11 protein-coding genes are annotated in these 16,928 nt (G+C 64.7%); 4 read left to right on the forward strand and 7 right to left on the reverse strand.

Translation table 11 applies throughout. The features are described 5' to 3' along the window. Nucleotides 1-5: 5 nt before the first annotated feature. From KRX12_RS06980 to KRX12_RS06995, 4 genes are all read left to right on the forward strand, one after another. A complete protein-coding gene (locus KRX12_RS06980) occupies nt 6-764 on the forward strand; it encodes a hypothetical protein (protein ID WP_218366168.1) in 759 nt (252 codons plus the stop codon). Continuing rightward, entirely contained in the window at nt 761-1,669 is a 909-nt protein-coding gene (locus KRX12_RS06985) for a PrsW family intramembrane metalloprotease (RefSeq protein WP_218366169.1), read from the forward strand. Before KRX12_RS06980 ends, KRX12_RS06985 begins: the two co-directional genes overlap by 4 nt. Before the next feature lie 15 nt (nt 1,670-1,684). Then, a complete protein-coding gene (locus tag KRX12_RS06990) occupies nt 1,685-2,098 on the forward strand; it encodes a hypothetical protein (RefSeq protein WP_218364756.1) in 414 nt (137 codons plus the stop codon). Nucleotides 2,099-2,308: 210 nt separating this feature from the next. Continuing rightward, the gene (locus KRX12_RS06995) at nt 2,309-3,922 is read left to right on the forward strand and encodes a DUF885 domain-containing protein (protein ID WP_218366170.1); all 1,614 of its coding nucleotides are present in this window, start codon (nt 2,309-2,311) and stop codon (nt 3,920-3,922) included. Between the two features lie 138 nt (nt 3,923-4,060). Here KRX12_RS06995 and KRX12_RS07000 read toward each other — a convergent pair whose 3' ends face one another. The 7 genes from KRX12_RS07000 to KRX12_RS07030 form a co-directional block, all read right to left on the reverse strand. Further along, nucleotides 4,061-7,531, reverse strand: coding sequence for an arabinosyltransferase domain-containing protein (locus KRX12_RS07000; protein WP_255550140.1), 3,471 nt, complete (start codon nt 7,529-7,531; stop codon nt 4,061-4,063). Nucleotides 7,532-7,606: 75 nt separating this feature from the next. Continuing rightward, nucleotides 7,607-9,811: an arabinofuranosyltransferase gene (locus KRX12_RS07005; RefSeq protein ID WP_218366171.1), complete on the reverse strand. Its 2,205-nt coding sequence runs from the start codon at nt 9,809-9,811 to the stop codon at nt 7,607-7,609. A 257-nt stretch (nt 9,812-10,068) separates the two neighbouring features. Then, on the reverse strand, nt 10,069-10,830 hold the full coding sequence (locus KRX12_RS07010) for a decaprenylphospho-beta-D-erythro-pentofuranosid-2-ulose 2-reductase (RefSeq protein WP_218364753.1): 762 nt from the start codon (nt 10,828-10,830) through the stop codon (nt 10,069-10,071). 29 nt (nt 10,831-10,859) lie between these two features. Next, on the reverse strand, nt 10,860-12,326 hold the full coding sequence (locus KRX12_RS07015; RefSeq protein ID WP_218366172.1) for an FAD-binding oxidoreductase: 1,467 nt from the start codon (nt 12,324-12,326) through the stop codon (nt 10,860-10,862). Nucleotides 12,327-12,465: 139 nt separating this feature from the next. Beyond that, entirely contained in the window at nt 12,466-14,781 is a 2,316-nt protein-coding gene (locus KRX12_RS07020) for a 3'-5' exonuclease (protein WP_218366173.1), read from the reverse strand. 252 nt (nt 14,782-15,033) lie between these two features. Next, on the reverse strand, nt 15,034-15,981 hold the full coding sequence (locus tag KRX12_RS07025; protein ID WP_218366174.1) for a hypothetical protein: 948 nt from the start codon (nt 15,979-15,981) through the stop codon (nt 15,034-15,036). 234 nt (nt 15,982-16,215) lie between these two features. Further along, entirely contained in the window at nt 16,216-16,860 is a 645-nt protein-coding gene (locus tag KRX12_RS07030) for a hypothetical protein (RefSeq protein WP_218366175.1), read from the reverse strand. Nucleotides 16,861-16,928: the final 68 nt, after the last annotated feature.

Here is a 16,928-nt window from a genome sequence, read left to right on the forward strand (position 1 = left end):
TGGCTATGCGCAATTCCTTGAAGCCGTCCGCCGGCGCGAAAAGCTGGTGGGCGTTGATGATTGCGGTCAGTGTGGTGCTGGCGTTACCGCTGGTTATCAATGCCGCAATCCCTGAGCGCCTCAGTGTGGGCGCACAGCCGGTAGTACTGAGCGGAACGGATAACAACTGGGAAATACCCGTCTATCTGGATCCGGAGCAGCAGCAACAGCAGCCCTCCTGCATGCACGACGGCGCCGATCCGCTGGTGACCGCCTTCGCCTGCCCCGGCGGGCGAATCACCTCTACCGTTGTTGAGAGCACGGATGATCCGGTGCTGGCGCTGCAGCGCATGGTGCGGGCCATTCGGGTGACCGGACTGCCCACCGATGAAGCGGTATTTTCTCTCGCAGTGGACAGCGAGGATGTCAGCGACGCCTATGTGATCGCCAGCGACCGCGGCTATGTGGCCGTCTCTGGTGTGGGCGCAGGCGAGCACGAGGGGACAACGATGGTGGCGCTCGTCTCCGGCGAGAACGCCCCAGAGATCGGGGCCGCGGTATTTGCCTCGCTCACCGGCGAGGAGCCGGTGGCCCTAGCCGAGAGGGGCGAGGTGGTCTACGGCGAGAGCTTCCTCGACGGCGAGTACCCGCTCGCGCCCCGGGTGCACCCCGAGCAGCTGCAACGCCAGCTCGACGGGGAGGCCGGCCCGGCCGCACCCCGCTCCGAAAAAGCCCCCGCCGAGGAGACCGTACAGGCCCTGAACCGAGACAAGGATGTGGCATGAGCACGATATACCGCATCTCCATGATCGTCATGATCGTCATCTGCATACCCATCGGCCTGGGGCTGGTTGGCGGCACCGCGGTGCTCTCCCCGCAGGGCTTCGGCGTAGGCATTCCCTGCGCCCTGCTCTATGCGGTGGTGATTATCTCGCTGCTTCGCCGCACCCCGCTGTGGCCCTCTACCCGCACCGCGCCGGGGCTGCGTCGCAGCCAGGTGCTGTGGTGGGCGGTCGCGGCGATGAGCTGGGGAGCATTCGCCTCCTTCGGGCTCACCATGCTCTCGGGCGGGCCGATCATGGCGCTGACCTCCAAACTCGGCTGGGACATAGTGGAAGCCTCCCTGGGTGGCGCCTATCCGGAGGAAATCTCCAAAGTCCTGGGCGTGGTGCTCATCATCTTCGCCTTCCGCTTCCTCAACCGCCCCTGGCATGGCTTTATCACCGGCGCGCTGGTGGGGCTCGGCTTCGAGATCACCGAGAACCTGCTCTACGGCACCGTCGGCGCGGTATATGACCCCGCCTCGGATTTCTGGGGCGCGCTGCAGATGTGGGGCTTGCGCACCCTCTTCGGCGTGGGACTGCACGTGGTGCTCTCCGCGATCGCCGGCTGGGGTGTGGGCTATGCCCTGCTCGGCGGGCCGCAGGTGGCACGCTTATCGACGCCACGCCGCATCCTCATCGCCCTTGGCTGGCTAGTGGCCTCGTTCGTGGGCCACTTCTGGTGGAACCTGCAGTGGGGAAACATGGTGGCGATGGGCGTGTCCATCGCCCTGGCGGCCTGCTACATATACGGGCTGTTCATTGTTCTTCTGGTGCGGCTCTGGAAACAGGCGAAGCGCGATACAGGCTATGTACTCTGCGACAAGCCACTCTTGGCACCCCCGCCTACACCTTCGCTATCGCTATAGATTAATTTTTCAATTATGAAAAAGATTCTGAGCTACGCTGCCCTTGCCGCCCTCGCGGCGGGCCTGGCGGCCTGTGGTGACTCTGGCGAAACCACCACTGACACTGTCACCGAAACCACCTCCGTGACCGGAGAGACGTCTCAGGTAGAAACCGTTACCGAGACCGAGAGCGCGGCTCCTGCCACCCGCACCCCCGCCGGTGGCACTGCCCCCTGCGAGATCCGCGCCTACTCCAATAGCGCCGAGGATGATCTCCTCGACGATGACGTGGTGCGCGCCGGGGTGGATAAGCCCCGCGTGACCCAGCTGGTGCAGGATAAGTGCGGCAGCGCCACCTTCGACGATGATCACTGGACCTACCGCGATGGCGCCATCGAGGTGGAAGTGCTCGAGGATGGCACCGTCGATGAAATCGATGTAGACGATTAAGACAACGGCCACGGCCACACCAGACCCCCGGCGGCGCACAGCTCAGTGCGGTTCGCTGGGGGTTTTCTGCGTGGCTGCGGCGGCATGGCGGCGGCATGGCGGCGGCGTGGCTGCGGTGCGCGCCGGCCGCACACGCCGGTCTCGCACCCCGCATCGCGCTCAGCGTCTGCAGTGCGATCGCGCAGGGGGTTCTCCCCTAATCTGTAGCGTATGACTATTAACCAGATCGCTGACGAGTATGTGAAGGCGAGTATTGCCCTCTCGCCCGAGTTCGCCACCGCCTTGGGCTTGGCGGAGAACCAAGACCGCTGGGGTGACTACTCCCCGGCTGGGGTGGAGGCCGAGGCTGACCTAGCGCGGGAGACCGTGAAGAAGCTGCAGCAGGCCGAGCCGGTGGACGAAGGCGAGTCGGTGACGAAGGCGGCGATGCTTGATCGCCTCGGCGTGGCCCTGGATCGCCACGCGCTGGGAGAAGCCTACAGGGATCTCAACAACATTGCCTGCCCGATTCAGAGTGTGCGCGACACCCTGGCGCAGATGGATACCTCCACTGCGGAGGGCAAGGCCAATGTGGCCGCGCGTATTGCGCGCATGGGCGAGGCCTATCGCGGCTATGCCCAGACCCTCGCCGAGGGGGCCGCCCGCGGCCTGGTGCCCGCGCAGCGGCAGGTGCAGCGCGGGATTGAGCAGCTGCAGGCCATGGCCGCCGAGCAGTCCCTGTTGGATGTCTATGGCTCAGAGGCCGAGGCCACCGCCGAGCAGGTGGCGGCGGGCAAGCAGGCAGCCGCGGAGCTGGCCACCTTCTTGGAGGAGCAGATCGCACCCCACGCCGCCACCACCGATGGGGTGGGCCGCGAGCGCTATGAGGTGGCCAGCCACCTGTGGGTGGGCCACCGCATCGATCTGGACGATACCTATGAGTGGGGTTTGGAGGAGCTGCAGCGGATCATCGCCGAGCAAGAGGTCTGCGCCGCCGAGCTCTATGGGGAGGGCACCAGCCCCAGCGCGGCCTTTGCGCGACTCAACGCCGATCCCGCCTATCAACTGCACGGCGTGGAGGAGCTGCAGCAGTGGATGCAGCAGATCGCCGATGATGTGATCGCGAACATGAACGGCACCTATTTCGATATCCCCGAGCCGGTGCAGCGCATCGAGTGCTGCATCGACAAGGCCGGCACCGGCGGCATCTTCTACACCGAGCCCTCGGCCGATTTCTCCCGCCCAGGTCGCATGTGGTGGTCCGTGCCGGAGGGCGAGGACACCTTCAATACCTGGCAGGAGCTCACCACCGTCTACCACGAGGGCGTGCCCGGCCATCACCTGCAGCTGGGCCAGCAGGTCTATGAGGCCGAGCACCTCAATAGCTGGCGCCGCCAGATGGGATTCAACTCCGGCCATGCCGAGGGCTGGGCGCTCTATGCGGAGCGCTTCATGGATGAGCTCGGGTTCCTTCCGGATGCCGGCTATCGCATGGGCATGCTCGATGGGCAGCGTCTCCGCGCGGCGCGTGTGGCCCTGGACATTGGCGTGCACCTGGGTAAAACCACTCCCGATGGTGGCACCTGGGATGCGGACTATGCCTGGCAGTTCATGAAGAACAACGTGGCCATGGCCGATGGCTTCCTCCGCTTCGAGGTGGATCGCTATCTGGGCTGGCCGGGCCAGGCACCCTCCTACAAGGTGGGCCAGCGCCTGTGGGAGCAGCTGCGCGATGACTTCCTTGCAGCCCGCCCCGGCGAGCTGAAGGAGTTCCACCGTCTCGCGCTGCGCGAGGGCACGCTCCCACTCGGCGTGCTGCGCGAGGTGGTCATGGCCCAGGCCTAGCGATGCTTATCGACGCCGCCCCGCAGGCCGGTGATAGTTCCGGTGCGGCAGCGGCGCTCAGCAGAAGGCGGCGGTAACAGCAAAAGTGCTGTCACCGCCGCCTTGTATCGACTCGCTCGGCGCGCCGGCCGAGGTGGGCTAGTTGCGGAAGGTCTGCATCTTCGACGGTTTCCACAGCCCGGAGCGGGTGATGGTCTCGGTGTCGATCGCGGCCTCCTTAGGCGCCTCGCCCTCAGAGTTGGTGCGTAGTGCGTAGTACTGCAGGCTGCCCCAGTCGCGCTTCCAATCATTCTTCAAATAGCCCGGCGCCTCATAGGAGGTATTCACTGCCTCCGCGGTGCCGAGGGCGCCACCGCCGGTGAAGTCCTGGAAGCCCGAGAGGGATTCCTTACCGGGCTTATCCGGCGAGATTCGGTAGCGCGGAATCTCGGTGACACCGGCATAGTGGTCGAAGCTGCGCTGATCCGGGAACTGCAGCGCTACCGGCCAGTCGAGCAGGCCCGGGGTATCGCTGCCAATGAGCGTGTTCACGGAGGCCAAGGTGGGCACGCGCGGCGGGGTGAAGGCCAGCCAGTGGCCTGGGTAGAGGGAATCATCCTCGGCCTTGATGCGGATCACGTTGGCCTCATCGGGGAGATCGGCCAGCGGCACGCGCAGGTTGCGCCAGATATCGTCGCGGAAGGCGTCGATGGGCTCGTATTCGCCGAGCATTGTCACCGAGCCATCGGCGTCGCGGTGGCCGTATTCCACCACCAAGGTTTCGCCTTCGATGGGATCGCCATTGACGTCTTTGCGCTCGGTGGAGCCGGCGGCGGTAATCACCACGATGGGCGCATCCTCGCTGCGCTCGGCCGGCAGGGAGAACCAGTCACTGGTCACCGCGGCCGGGATCTGATCATTTTGGCGATAGGAGCCCAGCACCGGCACCTCTGCCGGGTCGAGGCCGAAGGGCAGTTTGGCGTGGGAGCCGTTGATACCGGTTGTGGTGTTGAAGCCGCCCTCGGTGCCCACCGGCTGGCCCACCACCGATTCCTGGATCTCGATATTGGTTTGGGGGCCGTCGAGCGCCTCCGCGGCGCTTTCCGGCCAGGCGCGGTAGCCGGAGACATCTAAGCGCACCGGCAGATTATTGGGCCCGAAGCCATAGGAGTTTTCGCCATTATCCAGCGAATCCTTCAAATCCTTGCCATCGGCAGGGGCGAGGAAGGAGTCATTGGTATTGGTCTCAATCACGGCGTCATTGGCCAGCTGGCCGGTGGTTCCACCCAGCTCGCGGACGTTGCCGGTGCCAATGGAGTACTGCGGCCACTGCTGCAAGAAGCTCTTGGCAAAGGAGCCATAGCTGATGATCAAAATGCCCACGCAGGCAATGGCGATGGGGGCGGCCAAGAGCTGGCCGGTCCGGGAATGGGAGGCCGCACTCTGGGCCTGCTTTTCCCGCTCGTTCTCGCGCTGGGCGGCGGCCATGGCCTCGTCCTTGGTGGGGTTTTTCGACAGCGCATCGGCCATGCGGGCCTGCCGGGCGGTGTCCTCTTGCTCCGCGGCGGAGACATTCTGCGGCCGCCGCAGTGTTTCGAGGAAGGAGGACACCACGGCGATACCAACCACCACCAGGGTGAATACGAGGGCGACGGTGGCGAACTCGATGCCGAAGATCTGCGGGGTCTTATCCCACCACGGCACACCGAAGCTGGAGACGTACCACCAGCCATTGATGCCGGCGAGGCTCACCGCGCCCACCGCCATGACCGCCGCGCCCAAGAAGAGCTGGGTGGAGCGGGATTGGCGGGCATAGTTGGCCAAGGACACCGCCGCCACGGCGGCCACGGCGGCGCTGAGCCCAGCCCACACACCGAAGTGGTGGGTCCACTTGGTGGGGGTGAACGTCATGAAGAACATGGCGCCGGCGAATACCAACAAGAGGCGGGTGATGGAGGCGGCATTGGTGCCCGGAATGGAGGTGGAGCGCACCTTGGTGTAGAGCACCACGGCGAGCGCGAAAAACGCCATGATCACGGGGAAACGGCGGGCCACCGAGCCGTCCACGCTGCCGAGCAGCAGGGCGGCATAGCGGCTGTACTCCTGGTACCAAGACAGGGAGGGGCCCACGAGTCCGCGCACCCTAGTGGACTCCAATGCGGAGGCCAGGGACTGATCGCCAAAGACGGCCACCATCACGGCGGTACCTGCGGCCAGGAAGGGGGCGATGATCGCCGCAACATTGAAGGCGGTGGGGCCGGAGCCCATGATCTGCAACCGCGCCACCAGGATCTTCACCAGGGCGGCGAGGCTGACGAGTAGCGCCGCCACGGCCATCAGACCGGTGGGCCCGGCCGAGAGCGAGAAGGCGGCGGCGAGCACACCGAGGGCAGCGGGAAAGAGACGGGAGGTGGCGATGGCACGCTCGAAGCACACCCAGGTAACAACCACGCCCAAGGCGATAATCGGCTCGGGGCGCAGGCCGTTGTTGTAGGCAGTCCAAAAAGCGAGGAACAGCAGCGCTGCGGACCAGCGAGCGATGCGTCGAGAAGCAACGGCCTTGCCGAGACGCGGCAGCATGGATTTCGACACAAACAGCCAGGTGAGAATGGCGGCCACCAGCTGCGGCAGACGCATCCACATCGAGGCGGTAGAGACCTGCGCCATCGCGGCCAGCAGATCATAGTAGGGGGAGCCGAAGGGCGATTCTGGCACGCCATACCAGCGGTAATAGTTGGCGATATAGTCGGCGTGCTCGCTGGCGCGGGCCATGGTGAGGATGAAGCCATCATCGGAGGTATTGCCACCAAAGACGTACCAGAAGGCGATACCGGCCAGTACCACGAGATCCGTGACGCGCAGCGTCTTCCACTCCGCGGGAATCTCCATAAAGCCGCGGCCATCGGCGCGATCCAGGCGGTAGAGCGCGGCCAAAGAGGCCAGGGTGAGCAGCACGCCGCCGATCATGCACGCCAGCTTCAGCGGAGTGGGCGAGGAGGTGAAGCGGGAGTTGATCTCCACCTGGGCGCTCAGCCCCTGATCCACCAGCGCCTGATAATTCTCGCCCGTGTCATCGAGCTCGGTGTAGATACCGCTGACCTGGGGGCGTTGATCCGTATCGACCTCTCCCAAGGTGGTGCCCCGGGCGCTCACGCTGGCGCCATCGGCCCCGACGGAGATATCCAGTACCTCGCCGCGGAGATCCTTCACCTTCTCCGGGGTGAGGCGCACCAGGATTTCCTTGAGCGTGGACACCACCAGATCGCCATCGGTGCTGCGGATCATGAGGCCGCGGTTGGCCGCCTCGGCGGAATCCTGCGGCAGCGTGGAGAGCAGCAGATTCTGGCCCTCGCGGAGATCATCCACCGCATCCACCGGCATGCGCACCTCCAGCTGCTCGGGGGCATAGGAGATGAGCGGGGCGTTGATGGATTGGAGATCGCCCTGCGGCCAGCTGAAGGAGGACTGCACCTGGTTGATGGGCATCAACGGGGTGAGCACAAACAGCACAAATCCCAGTAGACCAGTGATCACCGAGAACGCCTTGAGCCCCGTGCGTGGGGGGTGGGCGTGCTCGCTGCTGCCGAGAGAATCTGCAGGGTCAGATGAAGCGAGGACAGGAGTGGACATAAGGGATCATTGTACTTCCTCGCCGCCGCGGCCCCAGTCATGCGCGACCGAGGCCGTGACGGAAAGCCCAGCGTGCTAGCTGGATGTGGTGGTGCGCACAGCCACCACGAAGGGGCCGATCTGCTTCACCGTCCACGGCGCATTCGGCGCGTTAAACATCTCCGGGTTAAACCAGAGCGCGCGGAAACGCACATTCGGATTATTCGGGTAGATGTCCTCGGAGATGTCCAGCTTCCACGCGCCCGCCGGGGTGTCCACGGGCTGGTTGGTGCTGGGGGCAGAGGCCGTTCCTGAAGAGCCGGTGGCGCCGGTGGCGCCCGCCGCGTCCTCGCTCGACGCGGTGTCCCCCGCGCCCGCGCTCGGCGCCGTGACGTCGATGTCCTCTTCGGCGGGGGAGCCATCGAGCTGGCCGCGGAACACGAAGGCTTCTGGGGTCGAGAAGGCCCCATAGATGGGCGCATTGTCCAAAAGCGCGGCGAAGGCGCGGGGAGACATCATCGGGTCAAAGGAGGCCTGGGCCCATTTCTCCAGCTGCTCATTGCGCTGTCGGAACATCGCCAGCGGGTTGGCGTAGTGAGCGGTCATGCCTTGGTAGCTGAAGAAGGGGTAGAAGGAGAGCAGGTTGAACTCGTCGGTGACGATAACGGTATCCCCAGCGGGTTTGCCCAGCTCATCGGTGATGAACGTGGTGATATCGCCGTAGTAGCGGGCCGCGTTCGGCGGGTTGGAATCACCGCGCTGGCCATTGCCGTCGGTGTCGGTATAGGCAAAGTCCAGGCCGCGGGAGAGCTTATTGGGAATATCTTGGGCATAGGCCACACCACTCATTCCCAGCACGATCACCAGCAGCGCGGTGATGGAACTCTTCAGCTTCTTCGAGATCATCCGCGGATAGAGCTGATCCAGCCCCACCAGCCGCAGCTCCGCGATGCCGAGCACACCCGCGGTGGCCAGCTGCAGCGTGATCAGCGTTTCCAGGCGGAAGCCCAGCAGGGTATTACCGGCGAGGGTGACGATCATGGAGGCCACCGACCAGCCGTAATACACCACCAGCGAGAGCCCGAGGGCGCGGATATCGCGGTCGGCGGCGCGGATCACCAGATAGGCCACGCCGATCATGCACAACGCGCCCACCAGCGACAGGGAGAACATGGGCAGAGGAATCTCGGTGCCTTGGCGCGGCAGGTAGTGGGTGGCGCCGGAGGCGGAGGTGCTCTGGCCGCTGAGGATCGCGGCGATGTAGGGCCACCACACCACGGCGGCCACGGCGAGCGAGCTCAGGCCGATCACCACTAGCCGCAGCAGCGGCGCCACGGAGCGGGATCCCACCACGGCAGCAACGAGCGCCAGCAGCACCACCGAGAGTGCGATCACCGCGGTGAAGAGGGTGTACATGGATGCCGAGGCCCCGAGGTAGATCACCAGACCCAGCATGGACATCCGGGCCCCGTCGAGGGCGCGCCGGGCCAGCACTGCCGCGGCGGGAGCACCCATGGCGATGACGGCGGCATAGGGCTCGTGGGCGGCCACCACGAGGGTGATGGCGGTGGTGGTGAGCGCGATGGCGGTGGCCACCGGCAGCGAGCCGGTGATGCGCTGCCACACGGGCACGAGTACACAGCCCGCGGCGGCGAGCGTGATCAGCGACCACGGTTGGAAGGCCTCCCAGCCGGGCAGGTTCACCAGGTTGGCGAAGCGCCCGCCGAACCAGAACCACCCCGCCGGGTAGAAGGGAGGCATGTTGATGTAGTTCATATCCACCAGCCGCGCGGTGTCGGTCAGCCGGGTGAGGAACTGGGTGCGAAAGCCCTGGTCCACGCTGGCGCCATCGAGATACAGGCTGGTCGCCGAGAGGGGAATGCCGAGCGAGGACACCACCAGCCCGGCGGGGCTGAGATAGCACAGCGCGATGGTGAGCCAGCGCCGTAGTGGCGAGCGCGCCGTGGTTTCCCCGTGCCGCCAGGCGTGCTCGTCCTGCAGCCATAGGTACACGAAGGTGAGCACGGTGAGCAGCAGGATCACGGTGACGGCGGTGGAGGCCGCGCGCGATACATAGGAGGTGCCAAACGCGGGCAGATTGGTGGTTTTGAGTATCAGCCACGCCACATAGGTGGCGACGGCTCCGGCCAAGCCCGCCGCAAGCACCGATAGGGCCGCCCGCTTCGGCGTTAAGGCATCGGGGGCGTAGGGGGCGAGGCCATCAGGCTCGGGGTTATCCCGCGCCGGGCGGGGAGTGCGGGGAGCGCGCAGGGAGCCATCTGAGGCGGTGCTGGTACTCATGCATTTAGTGTGACACACCCGCGCGCGGGGAGGGAAAACATCCACGCTGCTCAGTTAATGCATCGCGGGGCTTATCGACGCCACCCTGCACGCCCGTAAATCACCCGCATACGCGACCGCCCCGCCGGCGATGCTCGTCCTTTGCGCACACCGGCGCAGACCGGCGGAAACCGGCGGAAAGCGTCGACAAGCGTCGGAGAACCTCGGGCGGGGCGGTAGGGGCGGCTGCGCGAGTCGCTAGCAGCCGCGGCAGGGCCTTAGAAGGGCAGCTTGCGGAAGATGGGCTTCGGTACGTGCTGCAGGATCATCATCACCGGCTGGAAGAGCGGGTGCACCCAGATCACGTCCTTATTGCTGTTCACGCCCTTGAACACGGCATTGGCCACGTCCTCGCGATCGACGGTGAGCGGGGCCTCGTCGAGTTCTTCGGTCATCTTGGTGCGTACCTGGCCGGGGCGCACCACGAGCACGTGGGCGCCGCTATCGCGCAGGGCCTCGCCGAGCTGCTCGTAGAAGGCGTCGAAGCCGGCCTTGGTGGCGCCGTAGACAAAGTTGGAGCGGCGCACCTTCATCCCGGCCACCGAGGACAGTGCCACGATGTGGCCGTGGCCCTGCTTCTTGAACTTCTGGCCCAGCAGGGTGCCCACGGACACGCCGCCGGTGAAGTTGATATTCGCGGCCTTGACCGCTTCCTGCTGGTTTTGCCACTGCTCTTCGTTATCGCCGAGGATGCCGAAGGCCACGATGGCCACATCCACATCGCCGGCGGCGAAGGCGAGATCAATCACGTCGGCGTGGGAGTCGGTGTTGGTGGCATCGAAGTCCAGCACTTCCACGGCGGAGGCGCCGGCCTTTTCCATGCGGGCGGTGGCCTCGGCGACGCGCGGGGAGTCCTCGCGGGCGGCGAGGGTCACTCGGGCCGGGCCTTCCTTGAGGAAGCGCTCGACGATGGCGAGTCCGATATCGGAGGTGCCGCCGAGCAGGAGAATATTTTGGGCTTGGCCTACAGCGTTCAGCATGTGGGTTCCTTTCTTGCGCGGGGCGTAAATTAACGCAGCTCGAGGCGGCGGCTCATGTCGGAGGCGAAGACACCGTGCGGGTCGATCTCGTTGCGGGTCTTCAGCCAGCCCTCCATGCCGGGGTACATCTGGTGGAAGTTCTCGGCGGTGGTGCGGGATTCCTTGGCCAGGTAGAGGCGGCCACCGAACTCCATCACGCGACGGTCCAGATCATCCAGGAACTGGCCGAGGCCCTTCTTGATGGGGAAGTCCACGCACACATTCCAGCCCGGCATCGGATACGACAGCGGGGCCTTATTGCCTTCGCCGAAGAGCTTGAACACGTTGAGTGCGGAGTAGTGGCCGGAGGCCTGGATGTCCTTGACGATGGACTTGAAGGGCTCCACGGCCTCGCGCGGCACCACAAACTGGTACTGCAGGAAGCCGCGCTTGCCATAGCCGCGGTTCCACTCGCCGATGAGATCCAGCGGCTGATAGAACTGGGTGAGGTTTTGCACCTGGTTTTTATAGGTGCCGGATTTGAGCCACCACAGCTCACCGATGGCCACCATGGACATCTTGTTCATGGTGAAGCTGGGGAAAATATCGGGCACGGTCACCAGCTGGGGGGCGTTGAACTTCAGCGGATCCTTCGCCAGCTTCGGGTTGAGCTCTTCCAGCTGGGCGAGGGTGGCCAAGGAGCCGCGGGAGATCGCGGCGCGGCCGAGCTTCGGCTCGGGCGAGATGGCATCAAACCAGGCAGAAGAATAGGTGTAGTTCTTCTCGGAGCCATCGGAGTGGAACTCGATGGTCTCGTCCAGGTTGGCGGTGAGATCGCCATCGGCAATGAAGTAGGCGGTCTCGGTGCGGGTCATCTTGATGCGCGCCCGCAGGATGATGCCGGTGAGGCCCATGCCGCCGACGGTGGCCCAGAACAGCTCGCCCTGCGGATCATCCGCGGAGCCCTCCGGCTCGAGGTGCAGGATGCGGCCATCGGCCACGAGCAGTTCCATAGACACCACGTGGTCGCCGAAGGAGCCGGCGGAGTGGTGGTTCTTGCCGTGAATATCGGGGCCGATAGCGCCACCGATGGTGACCTGGCGGGTTCCGGGCAGCACCGGCACCCACAGCCCATAGGGCAGGGCGGCCTTCATCAGCTGGTCGAGGGTGACGCCGCCGTCCACGTCCACGATGGCGGTCTCGGTATCGATGGAGTGGATGTGGTTCAGCGGGGTCATATCCACCACGAGGCCACCGGCGTTTTGCGCCGGGTCGCCATAGGAGCGGCCCATACCGCGGGCAACGATGCCGCGCTTGAGGTGGTTGGGCTTGGATTCGTTCTGCTCCGCCACGAGGGTGACGGCGCGAACGATCTCTTCCACATCGGGGGTGGACAGCACGTGAGCCGTGGTGGCGGCGGTGCGGCCCCAGCCGGTGAGGGTTGTGGCTTCTGTGTGCAGGGTTCCGTGGGCACCGTTCGAAGCAGCGGTGCTGGTCTTACCTTGTGTGCTCGTCATCGCTAAACAAGGCTACTCCGCAGGGCCGTGGTTGTGGGTTTCCATGCCCGTTTTGTTGAGTTGTTGTGAATAATCCAACATGCGCGCGGCGCCACCTCCCGCCGCCGCCATAGCCTCCCAGCTGAGGCGTGGCTGAGGTTTAGCCCTCGCCACACTCCGGCAAGAGGGAGGAGGGTTCGCCGATGGTCGTGATGAGCAGCTCGTCACGGGCACGGGATGCAGCCACGTAAAGCAGGGCGCGTTCCCGCTGGAGGGCGTCCTCGCGCTCGGCGTCGGGAAGCGGCATCCGCCCGCCGCGCCGAGGAATGGCCTGCTCATTGATGCCGTCGAGGATCACGTGGGTAAATTCCATGCCTTTGGCGTTGTGCATCGTCATCACCGACACCGGCGCCTCGAGGGTGGCGGCCCCGGAACGCAGGGTGCTGGTGGTGATACCGGCGGAATCCAAATGGCTGGTGCGCATGACCACGCGCCGTTTATCGCGGCAGAGCACGCCGATATGCGTGGAGGCACTGGCGTTGGTGCTCCACGCGGTGATGGCGCGCTCGATAGCGGCGTCTTCTTCCTCCGGGGTGGCGGCGTGCACGATCCGCGGCAGCGGGCCGGTGCGCACGGAGCGGTACCCGGTGAGGGTGTCCTCCTCGCCGCTGGAGTCCAGCCAGTGCACGCCCTCGAGGATGGCGGAGGCGTAGCTGAGGTTTTCCGCGGTGGTGCGGTAGTTCAGCCGCAGTCGGCTGGTGGCGCGGCCGCGGGTTTCAATGCCGAAGCGGCTCAGCGGCAGCTGATTGCCGTAGATCCGCTGGTGGGAGTCCTCGGCGAGGAAGATGTCATTCGGGCCGGGGGCCACACAGGCGCGGATGAAGCGCCAGTGCCCGGCGTGGAAGTCCTGGCCCTCGTCCACCACCACGTGATCAAAGAAGGGCTGCTGGCGGGCCTCCAGAATGTGGGCGGCCACCACCGCGAGCGCCGGATAGGTGAGGCGTTTCTGCTCGGAGCAGCGCCGGATGAAGGCCTTGACGATAGTCCAGACGATCTTGCGTTCCTTGCGGCCCAAGGGCGTGCGCCGGCCCGTGCGGGTGATGCGCAGATAGTCCTTCATCTCGGTAATGGAGTGGGCGAGGATGATATCGGTGAACTCATCGTTGAGGAATGCGGGATGCCGCTTGTCCTGGGGCAGGCCCTCGCCATTGAGCTCGGCGGCCAGCTCCCAGTTTTTGTGCACCTCGCGGTCATCGAGCGGCCGGGGCACAAAGGAGCTGCTGATTCCCAACGTGGCGTGGAGGGCGGCGTCGAGCTCCTCCTTATTGGCATTGGTGATGAAGTTGTAGATCGCCGAATCAATACCGTTGATCCACACCCCAGGGGTCCCGGGCATCCCGGCCTCTGGATAGGAGGGATCCAGCACATTCATCTGTGTTTTCAGCTGCCGCGCGAGATCCTTGGTGAAGGTGGTGAGGAAGATCCGCGGCACCGGCCCGCCCTGGGCGCCGTGGGTGTAGAGATACCGGGTGCGGTGCAGCAGCACCACCGTTTTGCCGGTGCCGGCGCCGCCGAGAATGCGGGCGCTGCCGCGGTGCTGGCTCTGCACGGCGCGCTGCTGGGAGGGGTGGAGGAAGGTGCGCCACTCGGCGAAGCTGCCTTCTTCCAAGATTTCTTTGAGATCCAGCTCGGAGGGGTCGATCCAGTAGCTGGAGCGCTGCAGCGAGTTGATGATGGTGTCATCACTGTCGGCGGTCTCGTCATCGGCGTCGATGCGCTCGAGCCCGAGGTCCTCAACCACCTCGGCGATGCTCATTCCCGCGAGCAGCCCCACGATGGCGTCGTGCTCGAACTCGGGGCGCTCGGCGAGCAGCTCTTCCAAGACGGTGTCGTTCTCGGCGGCTTGGACTGCGGCGATGGTATCGGGGGATAGGCCCAGCTCGGTGCGGAGATCCTCGGTACTGATATTCGCGTCGCGCAGGATGTCGCGCGGCGGTTTCTGCGGCAGCTGGGCGGGGGTGCCCACGTTCGCGTCCGACTGGTCTTTTTGGGCGTCGGCGAGCTGCTGGGCGGCGATTTCCGCAGCGCGCTGCTTGGCCCGGGATTCGATTTCCGCATCCAGTTCCGGAGACGTGGAGGCGCTCGGTGTGCCGCTGTTGTCGACGACCACCTCGCCAGTGGTGGAGTTGATCTTCACCGTCACTGTCTGCGCATAGGCGATGGCCTCATCGTGATTATCCACGTGCAGCAGCATGAACAGCCGCCCGTTCGAGCCATCGAGCTCCACGAGCACCGCGCGGTATTTGTCCGTCACCCGTCCGGTGCGCACCCGCGGATCGGCGGTGTTCTTCAGCGGCTTGATCCTTAGTGAAGGATGACTCGGGTCCTTTTGAATCTTCTCAATAAAGACCAGAATCTGTTTTTCCATCCCCGGAACGGAATGGAAATTCTTTCCTATCATCAGGGTGCTGCTCATTCACTTCACTCCATGTGCTGTCGCGATCGCTTATCGACGCCCACTCGCGCCGCAGTGGCGTATCCGTGTGAAGCACAGCTTAGTGAACGCGCCATCGCTGAGGGTTTCTTTCTTAGAGCCAACCCTGATCGCGGGCAACGCGGGCGGCCGCATAGCGAGTGTCGGTCTTATGCTTTCGCGCTGCTGCGGGTATCCACCCCGCTGAGCGCCAGCGTGGCTATCTCACACCTCACGCGGGGTAAGCGGGGGCTTTTAGCGCGGCTGGGGGAGCGCCGCGGCTACTGGCTGCGGCAGCGGCACATACTCCGGAACCACTGCCAGCACCGGATCGCTCACTGGTGGGGCGATATGGCCGAGCTGCTGATCCAGCACTTGGCGCGCCGGGTAGTTTATGAGCGAGAGACCGGCAGAGCCCACGGGGTTGGGCAGGCTCGGCGGGGCAGGAATGTGCTCGCTGGGGCCGAAAGCAGACTGCACATCGTGGGTGAGTTGCGCGGCGGAGCCATTGGTGGCGGCCGCCACGGAGAAGTCACGGCCATAGCTGGCGGAGGCGTGGAAAGAGCGGCGATCATCCGACCAGCCCCACTTGGTGCCGATCACCCCAGGCAGCGTGGAGGTGCCAAAGTTCTGGGCATAGCCATCGGCCGCCACGGGGGAGGCGGTAGCGAGGGCTACGAGTACCGGATCGGTGGGGTTCTCGCGCTTCTTCGCCTCAAGGTATTTCACGCTATCTGCCGTGGAGGTAGTGGAATTACCCCAGTGGGCCGCACCGTGGGTGTCATGCAGGCCATAGGTGCGGGCAGTGGCGTTGATGGACTGCGGATACTTCGCATAGAGCTGGGAGGCGATGCGATCATCCGAGGTGCGCAGCATCTGGGTGGCCTGCGCTTTTTCTTCGGCGGTGCCGTGGCTAAAGACGTAGTCGGCGATGTACATCTTCACGATCGACAGCCCGGGGCGGGACTCATGCTCGTTCGCGGTGCCCGCATGGAATCCGGTGGGGGTGTGCTCAAAAGAGATCTGGGTGCGCGCCGGGGCGTCGATGGTGCCATTGGGGTTGGTGCGTGGTACCGGCGCCGCCGCAACCGAGATGGCCAGTAGCGGGGCGGCGGCCGAGGCGATCACCGCCGTGGATACAGCCGACACAACGCGGCGGGATACGCGGGGAAGACGAGAGGGAGCGCGATGACATCCAGACATGGTGTTCAGTATATGCCTCGAGGCTAGGTGCTGGAAGGCAGTGTTATATGCGGCTACCGTGCACGGGCCTCCTCGCCCCAAGGTGGCTAGGGCGGCGCTTCCGCGCTCTCATAGTAGATACGTGCTGGTAGCGCGGGCCTCTGGCTGATGATCGCACTCGTAGTCAGCGATCAACCAGGATCGCCTCCATGGGCGCCGGTGATGCCCACCCGTCACCACATTTCGGTGTGGCCTCTACGGAAGCTCAGGCGGTTCCGGCATCTCTCCTTCATAAGACACGTGATCGCCATTCCAGTAGTAGACAACCTCCTTGGTGAAGGCGTACATGTTCGCTAGCGGTTCTCCTGAAGCTTGAAAGGCTTTGCTGTCCACAAAAGACACGCGAACGCCGTTGGGATCCGCTGTGGCGCCCGCGATTGCTAAGAGATTGTCACCGGCGAATTCCTGGAACGAACCCTTGTGGAAAAGTGCAACCTGTAGGTAAGCGCGCACATCATTATTGTCAAGCAGGATGTACGACATATCACTATCTGGGTCGTACTCCGAGCTATCAGAGACAACCCAACTGCCACTGCCGAATGTTGTTTCTGCCGCGGCTAATGCGAGTGCTTCGGCTTCCGATGTCGAGGCCCCGGCCGGGCTCTCAGGGCTACTACTCTCAGAGCTAGGAGACGGCGGCGCGCTGCTCTCGGTCGATTCATCTGGGGCGATGGTCGTTGTTGAGGTTTCGATGACGGTGGTGGTCGTAGCCTCACTAGTCGATGGGGCTGCTGTGGTGTCATTGTCATTGCATGCTGTCAGTCCAGCGATGCACAGCCCCGCGGCGAGGGCTAGTGCGGATGCCTTCGTGGCTGTCGAGTAGGTGGTGCGGGTACTCAATGAATTCACCTTCACTAGATAGGCGTGAAAAAGAAGCGAGCTCTCCACCACGTCGGTGACGTGGATGG

It is taken from the genome of Corynebacterium sp. TAE3-ERU2 (assembly GCF_019209955.1).
In the GTDB taxonomy this organism is placed as follows: domain Bacteria; phylum Actinomycetota; class Actinomycetes; order Mycobacteriales; family Mycobacteriaceae; genus Corynebacterium; species Corynebacterium megadyptis.

Excerpts from the sequence above, each read along its gene's own strand:
- KRX12_RS06980 (WP_218366168.1), top strand. The coding sequence starts at position 6 with ATGCGCAATTCCTTGAAGCCGTCCGCCGGCGCGAAAAGCTGGTGGGCG.
- KRX12_RS06985 (WP_218366169.1), top strand. The coding sequence starts at position 761 with ATGAGCACGATATACCGCATCTCCATGATCGTCATGATCGTCATCTGC.
- KRX12_RS06990 (WP_218364756.1), top strand. The coding sequence starts at position 1,685 with ATGAAAAAGATTCTGAGCTACGCTGCCCTTGCCGCCCTCGCGGCGGGC.
- KRX12_RS06995 (WP_218366170.1), top strand. The coding sequence starts at position 2,309 with ATGACTATTAACCAGATCGCTGACGAGTATGTGAAGGCGAGTATTGCC.
- KRX12_RS07000 (WP_255550140.1), bottom strand. The coding sequence starts at position 7,531 with ATGTCCACTCCTGTCCTCGCTTCATCTGACCCTGCAGATTCTCTCGGC.
- KRX12_RS07005 (WP_218366171.1), bottom strand. The coding sequence starts at position 9,811 with ATGAGTACCAGCACCGCCTCAGATGGCTCCCTGCGCGCTCCCCGCACT.
- KRX12_RS07010 (WP_218364753.1), bottom strand. The coding sequence starts at position 10,830 with ATGCTGAACGCTGTAGGCCAAGCCCAAAATATTCTCCTGCTCGGCGGC.
- KRX12_RS07015 (WP_218366172.1), bottom strand. The coding sequence starts at position 12,326 with ATGACGAGCACACAAGGTAAGACCAGCACCGCTGCTTCGAACGGTGCC.
- KRX12_RS07020 (WP_218366173.1), bottom strand. The coding sequence starts at position 14,781 with ATGAGCAGCACCCTGATGATAGGAAAGAATTTCCATTCCGTTCCGGGG.
- KRX12_RS07025 (WP_218366174.1), bottom strand. The coding sequence starts at position 15,981 with ATGTCTGGATGTCATCGCGCTCCCTCTCGTCTTCCCCGCGTATCCCGC.